Annotated in this window: 14 protein-coding genes and 2 tRNA genes; 6 read left to right on the top strand and 10 right to left on the bottom strand. The window is 50.0% G+C overall.

The window, feature by feature from the left end:
* Positions 1-6 precede the first annotated feature (6 nt).
* The 4 genes from EL628_RS06810 to EL628_RS06795 form a co-directional block, all read right to left on the bottom strand.
* Positions 7-1,494 carry an isochorismate synthase gene (locus EL628_RS06810; protein WP_126579216.1) on the bottom strand — a complete coding sequence of 496 codons (1,488 nt, stop codon included), beginning with the start codon at positions 1,492-1,494 and terminating at the stop codon, positions 7-9.
* Positions 1,495-1,851: 357 nt separating this feature from the next.
* Positions 1,852-4,317 carry a DNA polymerase domain-containing protein gene (locus tag EL628_RS06805; protein WP_245994011.1) on the bottom strand — a complete coding sequence of 822 codons (2,466 nt, stop codon included), beginning with the start codon at positions 4,315-4,317 and terminating at the stop codon, positions 1,852-1,854.
* 979 nt (positions 4,318-5,296) lie between these two features.
* Positions 5,297-5,779, bottom strand: a complete 483-nt coding sequence (locus tag EL628_RS06800; RefSeq protein WP_126579215.1) for a CoA-binding protein — start codon at positions 5,777-5,779, stop codon at positions 5,297-5,299.
* Positions 5,780-5,814: 35 nt separating this feature from the next.
* Complete coding sequence (locus EL628_RS06795) at positions 5,815-7,122, bottom strand: O-acetylhomoserine aminocarboxypropyltransferase/cysteine synthase family protein (protein WP_126579214.1); 1,308 nt, start codon at positions 7,120-7,122, stop codon at positions 5,815-5,817.
* 305 nt (positions 7,123-7,427) lie between these two features.
* On the opposite strand from EL628_RS06795, the gene add reads away from it, so the two are divergent.
* Positions 7,428-8,489: an adenosine deaminase gene (gene add / locus EL628_RS06790; protein ID WP_126579213.1), complete on the top strand. Its 1,062-nt coding sequence runs from the start codon at positions 7,428-7,430 to the stop codon at positions 8,487-8,489.
* 298 nt (positions 8,490-8,787) lie between these two features.
* Here the strand turns inward: add and EL628_RS06785 are convergent, their stop codons facing one another.
* Together EL628_RS06785 and EL628_RS06780 are read right to left on the bottom strand one after the other, a co-directional pair.
* The gene (locus EL628_RS06785; RefSeq protein ID WP_126579212.1) at positions 8,788-9,738 is read right to left on the bottom strand and encodes a diacylglycerol kinase catalytic domain-containing protein; all 951 of its coding nucleotides are present in this window, start codon (positions 9,736-9,738) and stop codon (positions 8,788-8,790) included.
* Between the two features lie 50 nt (positions 9,739-9,788).
* Positions 9,789-10,661 (bottom strand): SPFH domain-containing protein, encoded by an 873-nt coding sequence (locus EL628_RS06780; protein WP_126579211.1) that lies wholly within the window; start codon positions 10,659-10,661, stop codon positions 9,789-9,791.
* A gap of 244 nt (positions 10,662-10,905) precedes the next feature.
* On the opposite strand from EL628_RS06780, the gene EL628_RS06775 reads away from it, so the two are divergent.
* Positions 10,906-11,316: a hypothetical protein gene (locus EL628_RS06775; RefSeq protein WP_126579210.1), complete on the top strand. Its 411-nt coding sequence runs from the start codon at positions 10,906-10,908 to the stop codon at positions 11,314-11,316.
* A gap of 43 nt (positions 11,317-11,359) precedes the next feature.
* On the opposite strand, the gene EL628_RS06770 is transcribed toward EL628_RS06775, so the two are convergent.
* Entirely contained in the window at positions 11,360-13,504 is a 2,145-nt protein-coding gene (locus EL628_RS06770; protein ID WP_126579209.1) for a protein kinase domain-containing protein, read from the bottom strand.
* Between the two features lie 299 nt (positions 13,505-13,803).
* Here EL628_RS06770 and EL628_RS06765 point away from each other — a divergent pair, with 299 nt between their 5' ends.
* From EL628_RS06765 to EL628_RS06750, 4 genes are all read left to right on the top strand, one after another.
* Complete coding sequence (locus EL628_RS06765) at positions 13,804-14,190, top strand: response regulator (RefSeq protein ID WP_126579208.1); 387 nt, start codon at positions 13,804-13,806, stop codon at positions 14,188-14,190.
* Between the two features lie 169 nt (positions 14,191-14,359).
* Positions 14,360-14,446, top strand: a tRNA-Ser gene (locus EL628_RS06760).
* A gap of 5 nt (positions 14,447-14,451) precedes the next feature.
* Positions 14,452-14,523, top strand: a tRNA-Trp gene (locus tag EL628_RS06755).
* A gap of 75 nt (positions 14,524-14,598) precedes the next feature.
* The gene (locus tag EL628_RS06750; protein ID WP_126579207.1) at positions 14,599-15,189 is read left to right on the top strand and encodes a class I SAM-dependent methyltransferase; all 591 of its coding nucleotides are present in this window, start codon (positions 14,599-14,601) and stop codon (positions 15,187-15,189) included.
* Positions 15,190-15,204: 15 nt separating this feature from the next.
* Here EL628_RS06750 and EL628_RS06745 read toward each other — a convergent pair whose 3' ends face one another.
* The 3 genes from EL628_RS06745 to EL628_RS06735 all read right to left on the bottom strand — a co-directional run bounded on the left by EL628_RS06745 (position 15,205) and on the right by EL628_RS06735 (position 19,960).
* On the bottom strand, positions 15,205-16,452 hold the full coding sequence (locus tag EL628_RS06745) for a sensor histidine kinase (RefSeq protein ID WP_161975312.1): 1,248 nt from the start codon (positions 16,450-16,452) through the stop codon (positions 15,205-15,207).
* A gap of 293 nt (positions 16,453-16,745) precedes the next feature.
* Complete coding sequence (locus EL628_RS06740; protein WP_126579205.1) at positions 16,746-17,702, bottom strand: MBL fold metallo-hydrolase; 957 nt, start codon at positions 17,700-17,702, stop codon at positions 16,746-16,748.
* A gap of 29 nt (positions 17,703-17,731) precedes the next feature.
* Positions 17,732-19,960: a sensor histidine kinase gene (locus EL628_RS06735; protein WP_126579204.1), complete on the bottom strand. Its 2,229-nt coding sequence runs from the start codon at positions 19,958-19,960 to the stop codon at positions 17,732-17,734.
* Between the last annotated feature and the right edge of the window lie 612 nt (positions 19,961-20,572).

Genomic DNA, 20,572 nt, shown 5'->3' with positions numbered 1-20,572 from the left:
TTCTCTTTATTCCTCTCCGCTCAGACCACGCAGCATCACTTGTAGTTTTAGACAGGACTCAGCATATTCGCTCTCAGGATCAGAATCAGCCACAATACCACAACCAGCAAAGAGGGTGGCCTGATGACCATGAAGGAGTCCTGAACGCAGGGCAACCGCAAACTCACCATTGCCCGTATGCCCGATCCAACCAATCGGCGCAGCATACCAGCCACGGTCCAACTGTTCCAGTTCACGAATAGCCTCTAAGGCTGGCTGGCGAGGCGAGCCACCAACAGCTGGGGTTGGATGAAGATCCTCGATCGCTTCCAGAATACTATGTCCTGGCAGCATATCGCCAGTGATCGGTGTTTGTAAATGTTGAATGTTCTTCAATTTTAACAGATGTGGCGCATCTCCAACCCAGACACGCGAACAGAGAGCTGCCAGCGCATTCTGAATCGTTGAGACGACCACATGATGCTCGCCTTGATTCTTCTGGCTATGCAGAAGCTCCTCGCCCAACTGACGATCTTCCTCTTCTGTCTTGCCACGCGGAGCAGATCCAGCCAGGGCCATCGTCTGAATCTGCCCATCAGCCCCACAGACCAGCCGTTCTGGGGTTGCCCCTACAAAGTACTGCTCTTGTCGCTGAATAGCAAACACATAGGCAACGGGATAGCTCTCGCGCAACCGCTTCAGCGTCTGTATCACATCAAAATCCTGCCTGGGATTGGTCACACGAACAGCACGAGCCAGCACCGCTTTTGCAAATGCCCCCTGCTTGATCCGCTTCACAGTAGCAGCGACCTGTTCCATCCACAGGTCAGCAGATAAGAGATCCTCGATCTGAAGCGAGGGAGCAGGCAAGCGATCAGTCTCTTGCGGTAACGTCCTGGCAAGAGCCTGTTCCAAAGTATGCAGGTGAGCGCTGATCTCGGCGGTGAGAGAAGCGATATCAGCGTCGGGGGCTACCTGCAAGTTGATCGTCAGAGCTGCGCAGGTCTCATCACAATGGAACAGCAGATAGGGCAGAAGTAAGAGACCATCGGGAAAGGCCTGCCAGAGCTCAGTGGTTGGAGTGAGTGGGTCAAATGTGAAACCACCAAAGAGCAATGGCCCACTGGTCCGATCTGGGATAGCTGCGCTTCCCTGACCCAGAATAGCCTGGGCCTGGAGTTGACGCCAGATTTCAGCCGCTTCCTGCACACAGGATTGGCCAGTCGTCTGAATGGTTGCCGTTGCGCCCACACCGACCAGTGCTCGTTGCTCAGAAGGCCGTTCCCAATAGAAACATTCACCCAGGTGTAAAGTATGAAAGGCCTGAAAATACTGGAGCGGATCACAGGGGCACACTGCATGGGTGAAGCTAGCAAGCACTGGCTGATGAATGGTATTGGCCCGTTCGCTGGCCTGTTGCAATATCTGTTGTAAGCGTAATTGCTCCCACGCGTCAGCAGGCCAGATAGGCGCTGGCGACTGCGGAAGAGCAGCATTAGTAAAGGTTATATCCATTTCTCACCATGAAGACATTTGAATAAGATTTTTAAGATGAGAGACCATGCAAGCCAATCTGAACTATAAGAATGAAAATCATCTTCTTTCCGCAATGACAGGGCCGTATGTTTGATAGATATCTTCATATGGCCTGCCCGTATCATATGCGAAACTGGTCTTTGACCCGTCAAAGAAGTATTTGTAGCATGGTTGCATCTTCAGACACAGAGCAGCAATCTCTAAGAGTTGGAGCTAGACTGACGGGGCGATTGCAATGGTGATGAACGAGCCGGTAGCCAAAAGCAATGCCTGTAGTATTATAGCACGGCCTGTGCAAATGGATCAAAAAGCTTTGAGGTGAGAAGGATGTAGCGGCTAGAGGTCCTGCGAACAACGAATCCAGCGCGGCTGAATATTCTCAATCGGTTCGTCAAAGAGCCCTGGTTGCGCATCAATGCGGAAGAGCTGCTCAAAATCCGCTGGCTCAAACGCTTTACGCAAACGAGCTGCATAAGAGGTCACCAGCACATGCAGATAATGCTCGACATCATAATCACGGCGTTTCGCTACTTCAGCATGCTGTGGCAGATTGGTAGGAGTTTGAGATGAGCGTCCAGTACGCACCCGCTCACGCCAATCATCGCTCACCGGAGCCTCTTCTGTCTCATCAGGCAGCCAGACGACTGTTTTGTTACGTGCTTTATAAAAGCGGATGCGCTCCCCCGGATACCAGTGAGTTCGGCCAGCATTCAGAAGAGCCTCGTAAGCCTGTTCCTGATGGGTTGCTCGTGTCAGCCGATAGGCCTCTGGCGTTTTTGAGAGCCGAACACGGGTGGCGAGATCGGAGGCCGTAAATTGACGCTGACGCAACATCTGTACTGTCTCCTGATAGGCATCTGCAACCCCCTGGATATCCCCCAGAAGAGCACACTTCAAGGCCTTGCGCAAGAAGCGTTCGCCAAAGGGCTCGGCTCGACTGGAGCGTAGCGCCACGCCATGAACAATCAGCCCTCCATCGTAGGTGAGTAAGGCATAGTTTTTAACTTCGTGGCTGAGCATGGCGCGATAACGCCCCTCATATTCTAATCGTATGCCCACCGGCAGCTGCGCTCCAATCTCACTGACCAGCTTGCGCTCCTGTTCAACCGTCCAATCTGGTGGAACGGCAAAGTAGACGCCATCAGTATCGGCCTCAATTAAGGCCATACCGCGCTGGCGTAACGAATCGAGCACCTGAGTGAGGATAGTACGCCCCCGGCGCGTGACTTCACCTGCGGCCTGCCCATCTGCGAAGAGCGCCATGGAACCTGCACCCATGTAGCCATAGGCTGCGTTGATTAAGATCTTCATGGCGGCCTGGGTTGCAATATGAGGATTGGCCTCGCCTGAAAGGTCAGATATAGTCTGAGCCGCTGCTTTATGCGTCAGGCGAAGATCGGTTAAACGCCCTAAAATACTGAGCAGAACACCCAGGCGATCACAGGCAGGTCCAATCTGGAATGTACGCATCAATGATGGATACAGCGAGGCAACATCGGCCTTAACTACGTGTTCAGCGACTCCCTCTGCAAAGAGATGAACCGCTCCGCCCTCGTGCAGACCATCTTCTGCGCTCTGTTTTGCGGCCTGGTACGGCAGGGCAGCACCAGCCCGCAGGTAGCTCCGCACCAGAATTGGCTCAAGAATCCCCATCGCAGGACCAGCCGAGGCCAGCCGTTCGTAGCGGCGAGGCGCCATGCCAGCTAATGCAAAGGGGGCACCCAATAGACGACGAGAGAGTCCATCCACCTCGGTCACATCATCCAGAGCATACTGACGAACCAGCGCTGGCTGACTACGGTAGGTCTCAAAGATCTCTGCGCCTTCAATATAGACACGTTCAGGAGAGGCAATGCCAAAATAGCGAGCAACATCTTTGAGACCATAGCTGGGCATATCACGAACGACATAATCATGACGGCGGACAGCGTCCAGTGTATCGATCAGCTCTCGTCCAGCTACGCTATAGCGCGTCCGCTTACGAGCATCGGGCCCTACTGCAAGGGTCTCGGGGTAGCTCTCCAGCACCATTGAGCCGCCACGGCGACCAATCTCCAGCGAGATCCCATGGGCCATGGCACGATGTTCTAGAAAAGGAAGATCAAAACCAAATAAATTGTGATTTTCGATGATATCAGGATCTCGCTCCTGAATGATCGAGCAGAGTCGGCTAATGAGAACTGCCTCGTCGTCGGGCTCAGGAGCATCCAACACCAGCTCAAAGCCCTGATTATCGCGAATGGCCACCATAAAGATGCGCCCACGGTGAGGGTCGAGGGCAGTCGTCTCAAGATCAAACTGGAGACGATGGAGATCTTGATAGTTCATACCTCGAAAATAGACTCTCCCTGTCCCCATCAGATACTGCTCAACAACTCCCACGCGATAATAGTCATCGCCAATCTCCATCAGACTGTTCAATGGCTTTTTCAGGCGCGTGATGGCCCCGTTGAGGATCGCTTGCTCAAGCGTTGGCAGATCGCGCGCGAATACAAGATAGCTATAAGACTTCTCAGGGCCCTTCAACTTATGATAACGGACCAGGACTTTGCCCGGCTTCCGTTCATTCACTGGCTGGAGTGCATCGCCAAGGTGAGCCAGATCTCGCAATGACGTTGCTAATACCCAGGGACGATACTGTTCAGTATGATTGACGATCCGCCCATTGATACGCTGCCAGATAACGGCCTGCCCATCACGCTGCGCCCAGACCGAGACAATGCCAGGCATTGGGTCCCAACCAAACAGATATTCATCCTCTCTCTGCAAAGCAGAGGCTACCTGCACCTTTGAACGTGCCAAACGAACACTCCTCACACTTCAAACAAACGTATGTTCTAAGCATACCATGCAGTTGAGATCCAAAGCAAGCCTTTCCAGAGCATAGCTTCCCATTGAGCCATGGAGGGGCTCACACAGCGGAGCCCAGAGAGTGGAAAGAGACAAGCGGCTTTCCCTACTTTACATTGTTTTATACGCAAAATATATCATGATATGATAAGACAAGTAGGGAAGGTCGCTTGTCTCCTTCCTGATCGTGCCACTCCACCATGTGAGCACCACCATAACATTATTTCCCTTTCTCATTGAGCCATGGAGGGGCTCACACAGCGACAGGGGACGAGAGGAAAGAGACAAGCAACTTTCCCTACTTTACAGTGTTTTATATGCAAAATAGATTATGATATAATAAGACAAGTAGGGCGTCTCCTTCCTGATCGTGCCATTCCACCATGCCCGCCCCTCCATAACATCCTTTCCCTTTCCCATTGAGCCATGGAGGGGCTCACCGAGCGGAGCAGGAGCAGTGGAAAGAGACAAGCAACTTTCCCTACTTTACAGCATTTTATACACAAAATAGATTATTATGTAATAATACAAGTAGGGAAGGTCGCTTGTCTCCTTCCTGATCGTGCCACTCCACCATGCCCGCCCCTCCATAACATCCTTTCCCATTGACCATAGAGGGGCTCACACAGCGACAGGGGACGAGAGGAAAGAGACAAGCGGCTTTACCTACTTTACAGTTTTTTATATGCAAAATAGATCATGATGTGATAAGAAAAGTGGGGAGTCTCCTTCCTGATCGTGCAACTCCACCATGTGAGCCCAACCATCACATCATATCCCGTTTTCCGTTTCACGTTGAGCTATAGAGGGGCTCACACAGCGGAGTGGCAACAGTGGAAAGAGACAAGCGACTTTCCCTACTTTACAGTGTTTTATACGCAAAATTGATTATGATGTGATAATAACGTCTCCTTCCTCAAACGTGAACTCGCTATTTGAGCTTCTTTGCCAGAATAATCCCTGTATTGAGCCCGATCGTATTGAGTCCACCAAAGAAGCGAGCATGTTCAATCTTGACACAACGATTCTGCACAAAGGTCAGACCAGCCTCGTGGGCAATACGCCCCGTCTCATCGTTCTCAACACCTAATTGGAGCCAGAGCACGCGGGCCCCAATGCGGATTGCTTCTTCAGCCAGAGCTGGAGTCTCCTCGGCCTTACGAAAAACATCAACGATCTCAATCTCTTTCCCCGCTGCCTGAGCCTCCGTCAACGAGCGAAAGACGCGCTGCCCCAGAATCTCTTTCCCTGCATAGCGTGGATTAATAGGGATGATCTCATAACCTGCAGCTTGCATATAGATAGCCACAAAATGGCTTGGCCGATAGGGATCAGCCGAGAGACCAACAATCGCGATTCGTCGATAGGTCTGTAGAAGCTTGAAACGCTCATACATATCTGGATTTGTGGTCATAGCATCTCCTTGTTCCTGATAAACCAGCCATTCTACTAACCAATGGATTCAGAGGACTTTTTAAGCGCCAGATCAAGATCCCACAGAAGATCGGCGATATCCTCCAGACCAACCGAGATGCGGATAAGATCTGGCGTCACGCCACCTGCCAGTTGATCCTCCATTGAAAGCTGTTGATGAGTCGTGCTGGCTGGATGGATAATGAGGCTACGTGCATCGCCCACATTGGCAAGATGCGAGAACAGGCGGACAGTATTAATCACCGTTTTTCCAGCCTCATAGCCACCCTTCACTCCAAAGGTAAAGACCGCTCCCTTGCCAGAGGGAAGATATTTCTGAGCCAGCGGATAAGCAGGATCGTCTGGAAGCCCAGGATAACGGACCCAGCTTACCGCCGGATGTTCAGCCAGAAAATGCGCAACCTTAAGCGCATTCTGACAATGACGCTCCATGCGCAATGAAAGCGTCTCCAGACCCTGTAACAACAGGAAAGAATTAAACGGACTCAGACTCGGGCCAGTATCGCGCAACGTCTCTACACGAGCTTTCATAGCAAAACAGAAATCGCCAAACGTCTCATAGAAGCGCACGCCATGGTACCCTGGAGAGGGGTCCACAAAATGTGGAAAGTTACCGTTATCCCAGGGAAATTTCCCACTATCGACCAGAACGCCAGCAATCGAGGTGCCATGGCCCCCAATAAATTTGGTGGCGGAATGGACGATAATATCGGCACCATGCTCAAATGGGCGGCACAGATAAGGAGTGGCAAACGTATTATCTACAATCAGGGGCACACCTGCCTCATGGGCGATCTGCGCGATAGCCTCAATGTCAAGGATATCGCCGCGTGGGTTGCCAATGGTCTCACCATAGAAGGCGCGCGTGCGAGGAGTCAGGGCTCGCCGATAATTCTCTGGATCGGTACTATCGACAAAGATGGTATGAATCCCCCAGGTCCGCAGCGTTAGATCAAACTGCGTATGGGTTCCACCATAGAGGCTGCTCGATGAAATAAGCTCATCACCTGGTCGGAGCAGCGTCATCATAACGGCCATCTGTGCAGCCATGCCCGAGGCAGTCGCTACTGAGCCAACGCCTCGCTCTAGAGCCGCAACGCGCTCCTCAAAGGCCGCCGTCGTTGGATTCATAATCCTTGTATAAATATTGCCGAAGCGTTGAAGCGCAAAGAGATGGGCAGCGTGATCGGTATCATCAAATACAAATGAGGAGGTCTGATAAATGGGGACGGCGCGGGCCCCGGTCGCAGGATCAGGTCGCTGGCCCGCATGCAGAGCCAACGTATCAAATCCAAATTGATGATCGCCATCAATTTCAGGCATACCGTATTCTTCCTTTCTGGACTACACAATGCTCGTTCACCTTTATCATATCACCCCAGAACTGAGGCGCTCCTCTCCTTCCATTGAAAGATGTTTCCCAATTTTGTTGGAGACCTTCATAAAAGGGCTTCACCACTGGAGATGAAAAGCGTCCCATTGCCAGAAGAAGCCTCCAGTACTCATCTCCTGGTATCCTATCATCTTAAAACTTAGCAATCTGTAAGCTTAGTATTCTATAATCATAAGAATACACATCCTGAGGCGTTACAGTTATTACTATACATAGCACTGGAGCACGAGATATCATGAAATTCACTTCACAGATCGAAACATATCTTCAACGTGTGCCCAAGGCAGAGCTCCATGTCCATCTGGAGGGTGCCATTGCGCCAGCGACGCTTCTTCAATTGGCCGAACGCAATCGAGTCGATCTACCAGTCAAAAGTGTGGCCGAGATGCAAGACTGGTTTCGTTATCGCGATTTTGATCATTTTATAGAGATCTTTGTGGCAGCAACATCCTGTCTGCGCACAGCTGAAGATTATGAACTGATTGCCTATGAATTCGGGGCCACGATGGCGCGTCAGAATGTTCGTTATGCGGAGATCACTTTCTCGCCCAGCACGCACTACTTTTTATTAGGGCTCTCACATGAGATCTATTTTACCGGTTTACAGCGAGGCAGAGCGCGAGCACAGAAGGATTTTGGGGTCGAGATGCGCTGGGTCTTTGATCTGGTACGTGTGAACGAGGATGAGCACCGAAGAAGATGCGCTGATTATACGACGGCTGTGGCAATTGAACTGCAACATGAAGGGGTCGTTGCGATTGGCCTGGGAGGGGCCGAAGTTGGAAATCCACCCGAATGGTTTGCACCATGGGTCGATAAAGCGCGAGCCGCTGGCCTCCATAGCGTTCCACATGCAGGCGAGACGGTCGGGCCCGAGAGCGTCTGGGGAGCTCTACGCACCCTGGGAGCCGAACGATTGGGACATGGAGTCCGGGCCAGCGAAGATCCCGAACTCGTTGCCTATCTCGCCGAAAAGAAGATCCCTATTGAGGTCTGCCCTACCAGTAATATCTGCCTGGGCGTCTATCAAAGCTATCAGCATCATCCCCTGCCAGCTCTGTATGCAGCCGGGGTCCCTGTCACGATCAATACCGATGATCCGCCGCTCTTTAACACCAACATGAATCATGAAGTAGCCGTTCTGGCCCGTGAATTCCAATTGGATCTGCCAACCATCAACGAGATCCTCCTCAATGGTGTCCGTTATAGCTTTCTGCCTCCAGCCGAAAAGCAGCACCTTGAAACACGTTTCAAACAAGAGATGGAGCAGCTTTCCCCCATACCTATCAACGAATAGCATCTGCAAAGATGTTTCACCACAGCCATCATGAATGGTGATTGCCTCACAAAGAAGACAGATGGAACCCAAAAACGGAGATCTCCTTCTTTCCAGGTGACCCACTCCGCCTCGTCACACCCTTAAGCGATAAATTGCCTATCATCAGCGATTTATCGCTTAAGTCGGTAAGGCCCATCATTCATGATGGCCGTCGGAACCCACTCCGCCTCGTCACCCTTTCATCTCATCATGGCCGTCGGAACCCACTCCACCTTGTTCCACCCTCATCTCCTGACCATCACACGCAGGTGCTTCTTTAAGCAATTGAACTTTTCATCAATACATGTGCCTTGCGTTCGGCCAGACCAATGCGCGCGATCGTCCCCGTATTAAAAGGGAGATAATCGGCCTCAATACCATCACTAAAGATGATACCTTCATTGGGCATCTGAGATGTAATAATAAGCTCCTGTCCAGCGGCAATCTGACCAAAAATGATCCCGGCGCGGCTCGTTTTAGAGATGAATGGCTCGCGCACCGTAAACCAGAGCTGCTCTGACTCCCAACCTAGAGCAATCTGCTGAGAAGATGGAGGCTCAGACGGTGCTCCCCCATAGTATTGCATCACTCCCCATGCTCCCTGCACAATCGAACTCAACCAGCCCGTACAGCCCGCACCGGTTGAGATAATCATGCCACTTGAGCTCTGTTGCTCAGTACGTCTGGCATAGGTCAATTGATAACGGGCCGAGCTATGACTGCGCGACCCCATGAACAGATCGTTCACTCCATAAAGAACCTGCCCATCGTTGAGCGTCGCCTTCACCATTGAGATCTTTTTATGTGGCGTCTGTCCACGCAAAATGGTGCTCAGATAGGCAGCGATATCAGCGACAACAAAGGGAAGCAGAACCCCATCGATGCGCTCTGGATCAGGGTTGATAGCCATGATCATCTGCTGATCCAGATATTTGGCTGTATTGATCACCAGCCCATCAGGCCCTACAGTCATCACCAGATCATGCTCAGAGAACTGATAGAGAGGAAGAAAATCACGATCAATAAACTGACTCTTTATCGATCGTGGCAGGCTCTGGCGAATGCTCTGTACAGCTGCCTGATAGCGCCGATCAGCCTGCTCATAATCGACAAAAGAGACGCCATTCTGCTCAATATAAAAGCGAGCCTGCTCGCGCGTATTTAGACGGTAGACCAGCTCTTCCAGGGCCGTCTTTTTTGTCACAACCACAATACGTTCAATCGCCATAGAGATCCTCTCTGCATTATCACAACACGCTCTCTCAGTGAAAGAGAAGATTAGCGCGACCCGGGTTTTAAGAGCTGCTCAAGGATCTCAGAGCTAATCGTCAGATTGCCAATTTTCTGAGCGTTCTCGGCAAAGTCGCGGAAAGCCAGGCCCAACAACTGCTGAGAAGTTAACTGCTGAAAAGGTACAAGGCGAATCTGCTCAGCCGCAGCCTCAAACTCAGCCTCCTGACGCGTATTCTCACCCTGCAACTTAATCAGCGTCTGACGCCTCTCCTCTAGAGCAATCGAGGTAGCTAACTCATTCTGTTTAATTTTGCGCTCTTGCTCCACAGCTTCAGCCCGACGAGAATAGATAGCCTGATCGGCCCGCCTTTGCAGGGCTTCGCGATGCTCAGCCTCCAATGCCTTTGTGGTCTCAGGTGTGGCTTTGACGGATGAGAAGAACAGGCTATCGCATGTAATACCACGCTCACTAAGCTCGTTGGCCGAACGCAGCTGGTCAAAAACCGAACTGGCGATCCGCTCAGAGCTACGGAGGGCATCCTCCAGCGTCAATTGGCGCAATTGCTGTCGAGTATGGGTATGTACAATCTCTATTAAACGCTCATTTAGCTTGGCCTGCCCCTCAGCTTTGTAGACACGCGTCTGCGGCTGAATTGTAAAGTTAAATTGTTCAGCCACTGTCTCAGGAGCAACAACATGATAGGTGATAAGCCCCTGCACAGTCACTGGTTGAAAATCAATGGTAGTTTCATTAAAGACAAAGCGAGCATCAATAATTGAAGTCGGAAGAAGCGCAATCGAGGTGTTTGGAACCCAATACCAGAAAGCCTGGCCCGCACCCTGACGCACAACCTTTCCATTTGTATAGGCTAAGACATATTCAGTAGGTTCAGCTTTAAAGTATGCATAGAGTTTCATAAATGTTTCGCTCCCTTATCTGCCTGGACCTTATTTTGACTTAGTGTACATATCACACTAACTAATATACCTGAGTTGGGGAGGAAAAGTCAAGCTTTCTGCATATGAAAAAGTGGCTGCTTTACCTCTATAAATCCAGGGATGGTTGAAGTGTGAACGATGTCAGGATAGAATAAGAAAAAATACGTATAGATCGGCCTGTCATAGAGCAGGAAGGCTCTATACAATTGGAGAGTTACGATAGATGAACGAACTGGTTGAAGCAACTGAACTATCCAGCAGACGGGAAGGGCCCGAGAAAGCCCCACCATATCGCTCCTTTTTGACCCTCAGCACTCGTTCGCTGGCCATTCTTGCCCTGCTGGCGGGGGTCATTCTCCTGGGATATGATCTATCTTTTGCGACGTCCGCTCATGCCCTCATCTCAGCTACTCCGTTGCTATTGATTGGAGTAGCCTCATTGGCCTTTCTACTTATCCTGCGCCCCAGACCGTTGGATCTGCTAAAAGCTCTGATCGTTAGCGTAGCCTTTATACTGTGGGGAGTAGACCAGTTATTGCCAGCAGGGTGGTGGGCCACGACCCTGGGCGATATCGTGATTGTACTCTATGTGATCGATCTGGGGTGGATGCTGCTTTCACAACGAAATGCTTAAAGCGATTACCACTCATAACAGATCGGAAATGAATAGATTGAGATCATGAGATGGCAGTCCAGGGATGCCAGGCTCCATCAAACCAGACGTGACCCAGGACATTATCTGTCCGACGCAGAGAGACTTCGATCTGATTGGTGGACCAGGCAACAGCACTGGGTGAGACGGTCGCAAAAGTACCACCAAGGTCTTCCCAGGGAAGCCAGGCAGAGCCGTTGAAGCTAAGATGCTGCAAGGTATTCGATGGGCTCAGGACAAAGACGTCCAGCAGATTCGGTCCTCGTGAAGTCGCAGACGGCGTGCCAACAAAGCTCCCCCCCAACGATTCCCAGGGATGCCAGTTTCCATCAAACCATGTATGTCCCAGCGTATTATCCATTGCACGCACAAAAACATCCATCCGACCCGGTGCCCAGGATGTTACAGTAGGACCAGAGGCCAGTTGCCCTCCCAAAGGAGCCCAATCGTGCCAGGTAGCTCCGTCAAAGCTGCGCTGCCAGAGTTGATTATCGAGGCCGCGAGCAAATGCATCCAGCAAACCAGGAGATTGCGCGACCGCCGCCGGGTCCGACGTAATGACGCCCGAAAGGTCATCCCAGTTGCGTGGCGTACCATCTATAAGTTTATGCTGCAATGAACTGCTGGCACTACGCACAAAGAGATCAAACACCCCTGCGCTGGAAGAAGTTCCCACTGGATCATAGGTCAGCGATTCCCCTAATGTCTCCCAGGGATGCCAGCTCCCATCGTAGCTGCGATGCCAGAGCGTGTTGTCAGCGCCACGAATCAATGTATCAATAAAGCCAGGACTCCGTGAGATAAGAGTGGGACGTGAATTGGTTGCGTTAATAATCGTCTGAATAGTCGCGGCCTGCGCGGTCGCTGTAGCATCGGGTGTACTGGTAGCGGTGGGCGTTGGGGCTGTCGTTGCCGTAGGCCGCACACTGGTTGGCGAAGGATCTGTATTGGCCTGACTTGAAGATTGCGTCACTCCATTCCAGATGGCTTCAGCACTGGCGGCAGCGACAAGCGAGACAGCAATAGCAGCAGCTCCCAGCCCTATCACCATTTGACGACGAGAAAGTCGAGCTCCTCCTGTCTGAAGAGGGGGAGGAGAGATAAAAGATGGGGGCGGTGGAGATTGCAGATTGCGCGTAATAGCTGGTCGTATGGGCGCTTGAAATTGTGGCGCACCAGTAATGCGCGGATTCGTGGTAACTGGTTGTGGACCCGGAAAAGGCGAACCCGCAATAGTTGCCGAGGCATACTCTCCTGAGAGAAGGCCGCTATTGCTGCGTGGCTGTGAGGGCATATTTGATGTTGCAGGTAAAAAGAGCTGGCGCGAAGGGGTCTGAAAAGAAGAACGTGAAACTGGCTGAGCCGCCGCTAACTCCAGAGCCTCTGCAAAGTTCTGGATACGTGGATAACGTGCCTGTGGCTCTTTCGCCAATGCACGCATAATGACAGACTCAACCAGTGGGGAGAGCGAAGGAATCTTCTCGCGCAATGAAGGAGGAGGCGTCTGCATATGCTGGACCGCGATCTCCATCGTCGAGCCATTGAAAGGGGGAACCCCACTCAACCATTCATAGATAATAATCCCTAGAGCATACTGGTCACTGGCCGCAGACGCCTTCCCGCTAAATTGTTCGGGCGACATATAGATGGTCGTTCCAATCATCTGAGCCGTTTCATGCTGAGCGGTTGCCGAACTGGTAGTGGTTGCTATACCAAAATCGCTCAACAATAACATATTATTTTGACCAATCAGCATATTTCCCGGCTTCACATCGCGATGGATGATCAGTTTCTCATGCGCATATTGGAGAGCCGATGCCATCTGATTGACATAGGGCAAAAGAGTCGGAAGAGGAATCTGTGTCCCTAGTGGATGCCGCTGGCGCAGAGTCCCATGTGGCGCATATGCCATGACAAGATAAGGAGTTGTCCCTTCAATCCCAAATTCAAGCACTGGAATAATATTTGGATGCGAGAGACGAGCAATAATGCGAGCCTCCTGCAAAAACTTTTCCAGCGTCTCATTTGCCAGATGCATATGTAAGATCTTGATCGCAGCGGGGGTCTGGAGGTAGATATGCTCGCCAAGATATACATCGGCAAAGCCTCCCTGCCCAATGAGTTGAGTTAATTGATAATTACCTAATTTTTGCCCAATCCAGTCAACCATGTCTGAATATGCCTCCAAAGACCGATCGCCAATCAATACGAATCTATCTTGCTCCTTATAACACAACTACAGTTCAATTGGCAAAATAATCCCTACCTAATAGGAAAAAAAACTTCTCGTTCGGCATCTCTCCAGAAAAAAACTTCTCACTCAGAGGCTTATAGACAATTCATCTCACAAAATATGAGCTTGCTGATAAATCATGCTTCAGAATCATTGAAACTTTTCCACCTTATTCTTCGTCATAATAAGCTATAGGCAAGCACTGTCTGCTTGAGCTTATAAAAGAGGAGGGATTCATGGTCAGCCAGCGCTCTTCAATGGAAATGAAGACTATTCTTGTTGTCGAAGATGACCCTTTCGCCGGTGAAGTAATGCAGCTTACGCTCTCAATTGAGCTACCGCATCACACAAAGCTGGTAACAAGTTCCCGTGAGGCCCTGGAAGTAGTCAGTCATCAGCAGGTGACCCTCTTTATTATCGATTATCATCTGGCCGATATGAATGGGATTGATCTGTCAGACGTACTTCATCGGAATCCCACCCATGAACATGTACCAACCATCATTACCACTGATGATCTTACCCATCATCAACAGGCTCTGGCTGAACGATGTTTAATCGGCATACCTAAACCGTTCGATCTCGATCGGCTCATCGAGACTATTGAGCATGTCGTTGGTTAATGTATGATGCCTGAACCGTTCATCCAAACAGTAAGAAAGAGTCCTTGCGATAATGCAGGGCCTCTTTTTCGTTGGCCTAAAAAATTTGCTTGTAAAAGGTGTTGACAGAGCGGTAGCGGTATGGTATATTCTCTGTGCGCACATCTGTTTAAGGACTGACGCGCAGCGGGGAGAGGTCGCATAGTGGCCTAGTGCGGCGGTTTGCTAAACCGCTGAAGGAGCAATCCTTCCGAGAGTTCGAATCTCTCCCTCTCCGCTCATAGGGGAGTAGCTCAATGGTAGAGTCCACGTCTCCAAAACGTGTTGTTGCAGGTTCGAGTCCTGTCTCCCCTGCCCCTGAAGAAAGCCCTTCCTCTCTTAAAGGGAGGAAGGGCTTTCTTCTTTTTTCCTCCAAGGTCAAAGAGTGTTATGCTTCAATACAACCATAATAACCATTATGCAGATCTCCTTCTAAGCCAGATCCCTGCTCATTGTCGCAATGCTCTGGATATTGGATGTGGTGATGGCGGTTTTACCAGGCGTCTGGCAGAGCGATTCGGGATCGATGTAATGGGGATTGACCCGGATCGTATGATGATCGAACAGGCACAGATGAAAACATGCAACCCGAGTGTTCATTTTGTCGAAGCCGACTTTATGCATTACGACGTGAATAATCAGTTTGACTTCATCACAGCAACGGCCTCGCTGCATCACATGCCGTTCGAGCCAGCACTTGAAAAGATGATCTCGTTGTTGCGACCAGGTGGTGTCTTAGCGGTGCTTGGGGTGTTTCGTGAATCAGGCCTGACGGACATGGTCATTGCACTTGCTGCCATTCCAGTGAATACCTTCTTTGCTCTCAATTATGGCTGGTCTTACAGCGGAGCACCAACGAAGCCAGCAGAGATGTCTCTGCAGGAGATTCGCAATACTGTTTCTATTCATCTACCTGAAGCACGTATCCAGCGGCTGTTGCTTTGGCGCTATCTCCTGACCTGGCAGAAGCCACAGGCGTAAACGCGTTCCTGCCTCTCAGGCCTTATAGGGAAGCTTTACATAGAAGGTGCTACCCTCCCCAGGTTCAGATTCGCACCAGATAGATCCTTCATGCCGCTCTACGATATCTTTAGCGATGGCAAGTCCGAGTCCCAGGCCATGTTTTTTAGAAGCTTCTGCATCAGGAGTGCGATAAAAAGATTCAAAAATATGCTCTAAATGGTCACTGGCGATACCCTGCCCTTTATCGCTTACCATAAGCAGCACATGATCTTTCTCCGCTCGCACGACAACAAGCACCGGCGAGCCATCGGGCGAATACTTTAAGGCATTGCTAACAAGATTAATAATGACTTGTGAGATCCTATCTACGTCAATCTCTATTTTAACTGGCCCGGCAGGTACATCTAACTGAATCTGCCGGATTGTCAGCAGCCGCTGATCATCGACGACATCCCGACAGAGATGGCGGAGATCACAGCTCCTCTTGTGTAAAACAGTCTTACCTGCTCGAATACTGCTTACATCCAATAACTCATCTATCAGACTGGTCAAACGGCCCGTCTGCTCATTGATGCGCTCAAGAGCCAGTTCAACGCCTTCAACATCTGAAGTACTTTTTGCCTGCTTCGAGATACGCCGTAGCATCATCTGCGCCTGCCCACGAATCGTCGTAATAGGAGTCTTCAACTCATGTGAAGCAACCGACAGAAAATGATCCTTACTTTGATCAGCAGCTTCGAGCCGTTTATTGATCAGCTCTAACTCGCGTGCATACTCTTGCAGATCCTGTTCAGTAGCCAGAGCTTGCAGGCGAGCTCGCTCACGCTGCGATGTAATGAGGGCAATGGTGAGGCCAGAAAAGACAAATGGCAAGAGTTGAACAGTCGTATGCCAATCATCAAATAAGTTGGAGATGGCCGTAACTCTCTCCGGCCAGGTATGATCAAAGAAGGCAAATGAATCCGTTAAAAAACAATAGCCCAGGCCGATCGTGCTTAAGATGAGGGTAAACAGCGCTGGCCCGGTCCCCCACAGGAGCGCGGAGAAGAGCACAGCTAGCATAAAAAGCGTGGCGGGAAACTGAAAATGCCCGAGGAAATGTTGTAAGAGGAGAGAGCTCAGTAAGAAGAGGCCAACCAGAAACACGGCAGTGAGATACCCAACCATTGGATGACGCCAACGTGGGATTTTGGCAACATACCTCCTCCGCAATTCCACCCGCTGCTCCAGACTCATCTTTTTTACACTATGCCTCTTTTTGGCAGTAAGTTTCGTTTCCACTACGTTCATCTCTCCGCTCGTGGATGCCCATACTTTCAGGCATGGGAAAGGGGGCCAATACGAAAGGCTAACCCACTTTAATACAGCTCTTACTATTTCTTGTTGCTCATCCATTCGTCAATGGTTGTAGTTTAACATATATGGCGGAGGTGGGCAACCTTGAGAGAGGGAAATAGCATACATTTATATAATTTTATACACAAAAATTAATTTTATCACTAACATGCTATTCATTGATTAATCAACTAAGCAAAGATGAAGATAAAAATAATCTATGCATAAAGCGCAAGGTATTACAACTGGACCAGTGCAAAAGCTTCCTGCATACGGGCATCATGGTGAGGAATAATCGGAACCTCTGGATGACGAAGGGAGAAATGATGCACGTCAACTAATGTCTGACGAGCCAATTTAGGATCGATCGTCACTTGAGACCACAAAAAAGGATGAGAGGTGGCGGGAAGGAGATAATTCTCCGCAACAAAGGCTGCATCTGCAACCAGAAAGAGACGAGATCCATTGGAACGATTCACAAAGAGACCTACCTGACCGAGCGTATGCCCTGGCAGGGGAACCACAATCAATGAGCCATCCCCCAACAGATCAAAGCTAGAGCGAAAACCTTCGTACGCTGGTCCTGCACAATCAAAGAGATCAACTGGATTCTTGCCCATCAGACGGCTAACCAGACCATCGTTCTGCGCAAATAATCCCTGCCAGGCTGCCGTATACTCCAGGCGGTTAATCCGCAATGGCACGCCAGGGAGATCTGGAAGACCTGCAACATGATCCCAGTGCAAATGGGAGAGCAAGACAAAATCAAGCTGATTGGCTGGAAGACCACGCTGTTGAAGGTGCTGGTAGAGCGGACGCTCTAGTTTAAACTTCCCCAGGGTCTGCTTAAAATACCAGGACTGGTCCAGCAGAAAGAGAGGAATATCCGTTGACAGACCCGTATCAAATAAGAACGTAGCCTGTGGATGGCGGATCAAGACTGCACTATAGGTAATGACACGCGGCATGCAGGAGAATGAGCCGCGCACAGCCAGACATTCTGGTAAAGTTACGCTCCCACAACGCAAAAACGAGACCTCAATCTCAGGATATGTCGCAGTTTTCAGAAGTTTTCCACTCGGCTGTACATAGTGATCAGCGACCAACTGCTGTGGTAAAAAACTTTGAACAGCATAAGCCACTCCAACCGTACCTACCGCCATTCCACCCCAGACCAGAGACCGACGAAACTTCATAAAATACAGAGCCCCCTCTCTTACTGGTTCTACCGCTTAGAGTATTCTGTGTACAGAATACTCTCTTTCATTGGTAATGTAAACCAGAATGTAGAACCTTGACCAGGAGTACTATCCACACCTACCTGCCCATGATGACGCTCAATAATTGTCTGACTAATATGCAAACCAAGCCCTAACCCGACTCCTGAACCACTCTGTACACTGATCCGCTGCGATTGGTAAAAGATGTCCCAGACTTTCTCAATCTCCTCCGGTAACAGGCCAGGCCCATAATCCTGCACCAGCACACGAGCAAACCGCCCATCTTCATGTTCCTCTATCTGTAAAGAGACATGGACGGGTTGATCCACACGCGAATATTTCAAAGCATTACTCAAATAGTTTGTCACAACCTGAGCAATGCGATCACGATCGGCAAGGACGGCAATCTGCTCTACCTCTGGCAGATGCAGATCAATCCGGCGACCACGCGTGGCTTTATGTTGCTCTGGAATGGTCTCTTGCAGGATGGCTATAAGATCACATGGTTCCTGGCGCAGGTGGAGTTGTAAACGTCCAGTCTGAATACGTGAGATATCAATGAGATCCCCAACCAGGCGGTTGAGCACATCGATCTGTCGCTCTGCTTTCATGAGCATACCTCTCATATTTTCGACTTTCTCAACGTTCTCATCGGACATCTCATCGGTTCGACGCAACATCGCCTGTATACGGCGCAATGAGAGCTGTACGTTCGCTTTAATCGTTGTAAGAGGCGTGCGCAACTCGTGACTGGCCACACCCAGAAACTCTTCCATACGCAGATTGGCTTCGCGCAATGCAACTTCTCTCCCCTGCGCCTCTGCTCGTTCATTTAAGAGGCGTTGGCGCTGAAATACCAGGGCAGAAAGCTGTGCCACTGCGCTCGCCAGAGCTCGTTCGCTGTCGGAATAGTGATGACGTCCCTGCCCATCAGGGCTCACAGGCCCGTAATCTAGATTTAAGATGCCAATCAAACGCTCTCCAATACACATCGGAGCCACCAGTATCTTATCAATCTGATAGGGATTAGGGAAGCTATTATACGGAGGCTGTTGAAAATCAAGGAGAAAGACTTCGTTATGCCGCAAGCGATCGACAATTGCTGCATCCATCTGATGTACATAGGTGACATTTCTTCGTTGTGCTCGCCACCACTCTTCCAGTTGTTCAGGCGGGAGCCCTAAGACTGCCAGAGGACGCAACTCTTCACTTTCTTCATTCACAGAGAAGATGCTCACACGTGGACAATCCAGAACACTACAGGTCAACGCAGCCAATTTTAAGGCAACTTTGTCCTCTTGCTCAGCGCTCTCAGGAAGCGCTACCAATGCTTCCGCCATCGCAATAAGCCCTTCTAAGGCCTGCTGAGTGCGACGCTCAAGTGCTCGACGGCGTGTTACATCATGCGCAATAAGGACGGCTCCTGTAATCTGACCATACGCATTGCGCATCGGCGAACCACTAATACTTACTGATACTTCATGATTCAAGCGATCATTCATCATCACATCGAGGGCGGTTGGTCCCTTAAGAACTTCCCCATTCAAGAGGCGATGGACGGGTGACCGGTCAGGTTCCAGTGGCTGGCCATATTCATCCCGTAATGCATAGTGCATGGCTCGCTCTGTGGGATCAAGAGACAGATGCTCGGGCCAGGTCTCCAGAGGAAACAGTTCATAGGCCGCTGAGCTCGCATAGACTACCGATCCAGTCTGATCATAGACCATGATCGCATCAGCCATGGCCGACAGGATCGCTTCTAACTGACTGGCATGGGCCATCGATTCTGCCTCAACACGTTTGCGCTCAGAAATATCCTCAACAACAGAGATAAAATAAAGTGGTCTGTTCATCTCATCTCGCACCAGCGAGACTGTCAGGTTAATCCAAATAATTGAGCCATCTTTGCGAATATAGCGTTTCTCCAGCGCATACGTTTCACTATGACCATCCAGCAGACTCTGGACAAAATTCAGATCAGTTTCAAGATCATCAGGGTGAGTTATCTCTTGAAAAGAATGAGACAACAGCTCTTCATGGCTATAGCCAATAATGGAACATAATTTTTGATTGACCTGGAGCCATTGGCCTTGAATGCCCACAAAAGCCATACCTACAGCAACATGCTCAAATAGCATCTGAAACCGCGCTTCACTCTCTTTTAATTGCTGCAGTAACGCACTTTTAGCATCTTCTGGTGGCTCTGGTCTGAATGTATTATGTGATGAAACCATATTTGCTCATCTGGCATGTTCTACTTGTACTTGATCATGCCAGTGCTCTCCCCCCTTCTGATTTAGAGAAAACGGATTGTAGAGATGCGTAATGCGCATTCAGATGCTCGAAAAGAAACAAACAGTTGATAGAATTCTTTTAGAAGATTAACAGGCTTTCCTTTATGCAAACTCAGTGTAACAAGATCATTGATACAAGTCAACACGGCCACTATCTGCACAATATGAAGAGGTTCAGGGTAGAATGCATCCGTTAGCTTGTAAATAGTTTCCTCGCTTGATGAAGCATTGTCGATGCTAAACCACCATTACTGTATACGATTAACGCTAGAGAACAGATGCAAATGCTCTTCCGTTGGATTCCATCCAGGAGCCCATGGAGACCATCCAGAGAACAAATTATTGCTCGTTGCTTATGAAGGTCCTCAGACACTATAATCTACAACCTCATAAGCAATGTATCGCCTGAACACGTCGTGCCCATCATTCATGATGGCCGTTGTGGCCCACTCCGCTCTGTTCCACTCTTCTGAACACCATACGAAACATCATCATAAACGAATAGCCCTGCACGATTTAGCGTATAATCGTGCAGGGCTATTCGTTTATGAT

It is taken from the genome of Tengunoibacter tsumagoiensis, assembly GCF_003967535.1.
In the GTDB taxonomy this organism is placed as follows: Bacteria; Chloroflexota; Ktedonobacteria; order Ktedonobacterales; family Ktedonobacteraceae; genus Tengunoibacter; species Tengunoibacter tsumagoiensis.
This window is presented reverse-complemented; position numbering and strand designations above follow the sequence as displayed.

Excerpts from the sequence above, each read along its gene's own strand:
- EL628_RS06750 (WP_126579207.1), top strand. The coding sequence starts at position 14,599 with ATGCTTCAATACAACCATAATAACCATTATGCAGATCTCCTTCTAAGC.
- EL628_RS06735 (WP_126579204.1), bottom strand. The coding sequence starts at position 19,960 with ATGGTTTCATCACATAATACATTCAGACCAGAGCCACCAGAAGATGCT.
- EL628_RS06775 (WP_126579210.1), top strand. The coding sequence starts at position 10,906 with ATGAACGAACTGGTTGAAGCAACTGAACTATCCAGCAGACGGGAAGGG.
- EL628_RS06800 (WP_126579215.1), bottom strand. The coding sequence starts at position 5,779 with ATGACCACAAATCCAGATATGTATGAGCGTTTCAAGCTTCTACAGACC.
- EL628_RS06740 (WP_126579205.1), bottom strand. The coding sequence starts at position 17,702 with ATGAAGTTTCGTCGGTCTCTGGTCTGGGGTGGAATGGCGGTAGGTACG.
- EL628_RS06765 (WP_126579208.1), top strand. The coding sequence starts at position 13,804 with ATGGTCAGCCAGCGCTCTTCAATGGAAATGAAGACTATTCTTGTTGTC.
- add (WP_126579213.1), top strand. The coding sequence starts at position 7,428 with ATGAAATTCACTTCACAGATCGAAACATATCTTCAACGTGTGCCCAAG.
- EL628_RS06780 (WP_126579211.1), bottom strand. The coding sequence starts at position 10,661 with ATGAAACTCTATGCATACTTTAAAGCTGAACCTACTGAATATGTCTTA.
- EL628_RS06770 (WP_126579209.1), bottom strand. The coding sequence starts at position 13,504 with ATGGTTGACTGGATTGGGCAAAAATTAGGTAATTATCAATTAACTCAA.
- EL628_RS06795 (WP_126579214.1), bottom strand. The coding sequence starts at position 7,122 with ATGCCTGAAATTGATGGCGATCATCAATTTGGATTTGATACGTTGGCT.
- EL628_RS06785 (WP_126579212.1), bottom strand. The coding sequence starts at position 9,738 with ATGGCGATTGAACGTATTGTGGTTGTGACAAAAAAGACGGCCCTGGAA.
- EL628_RS06810 (WP_126579216.1), bottom strand. The coding sequence starts at position 1,494 with ATGGATATAACCTTTACTAATGCTGCTCTTCCGCAGTCGCCAGCGCCT.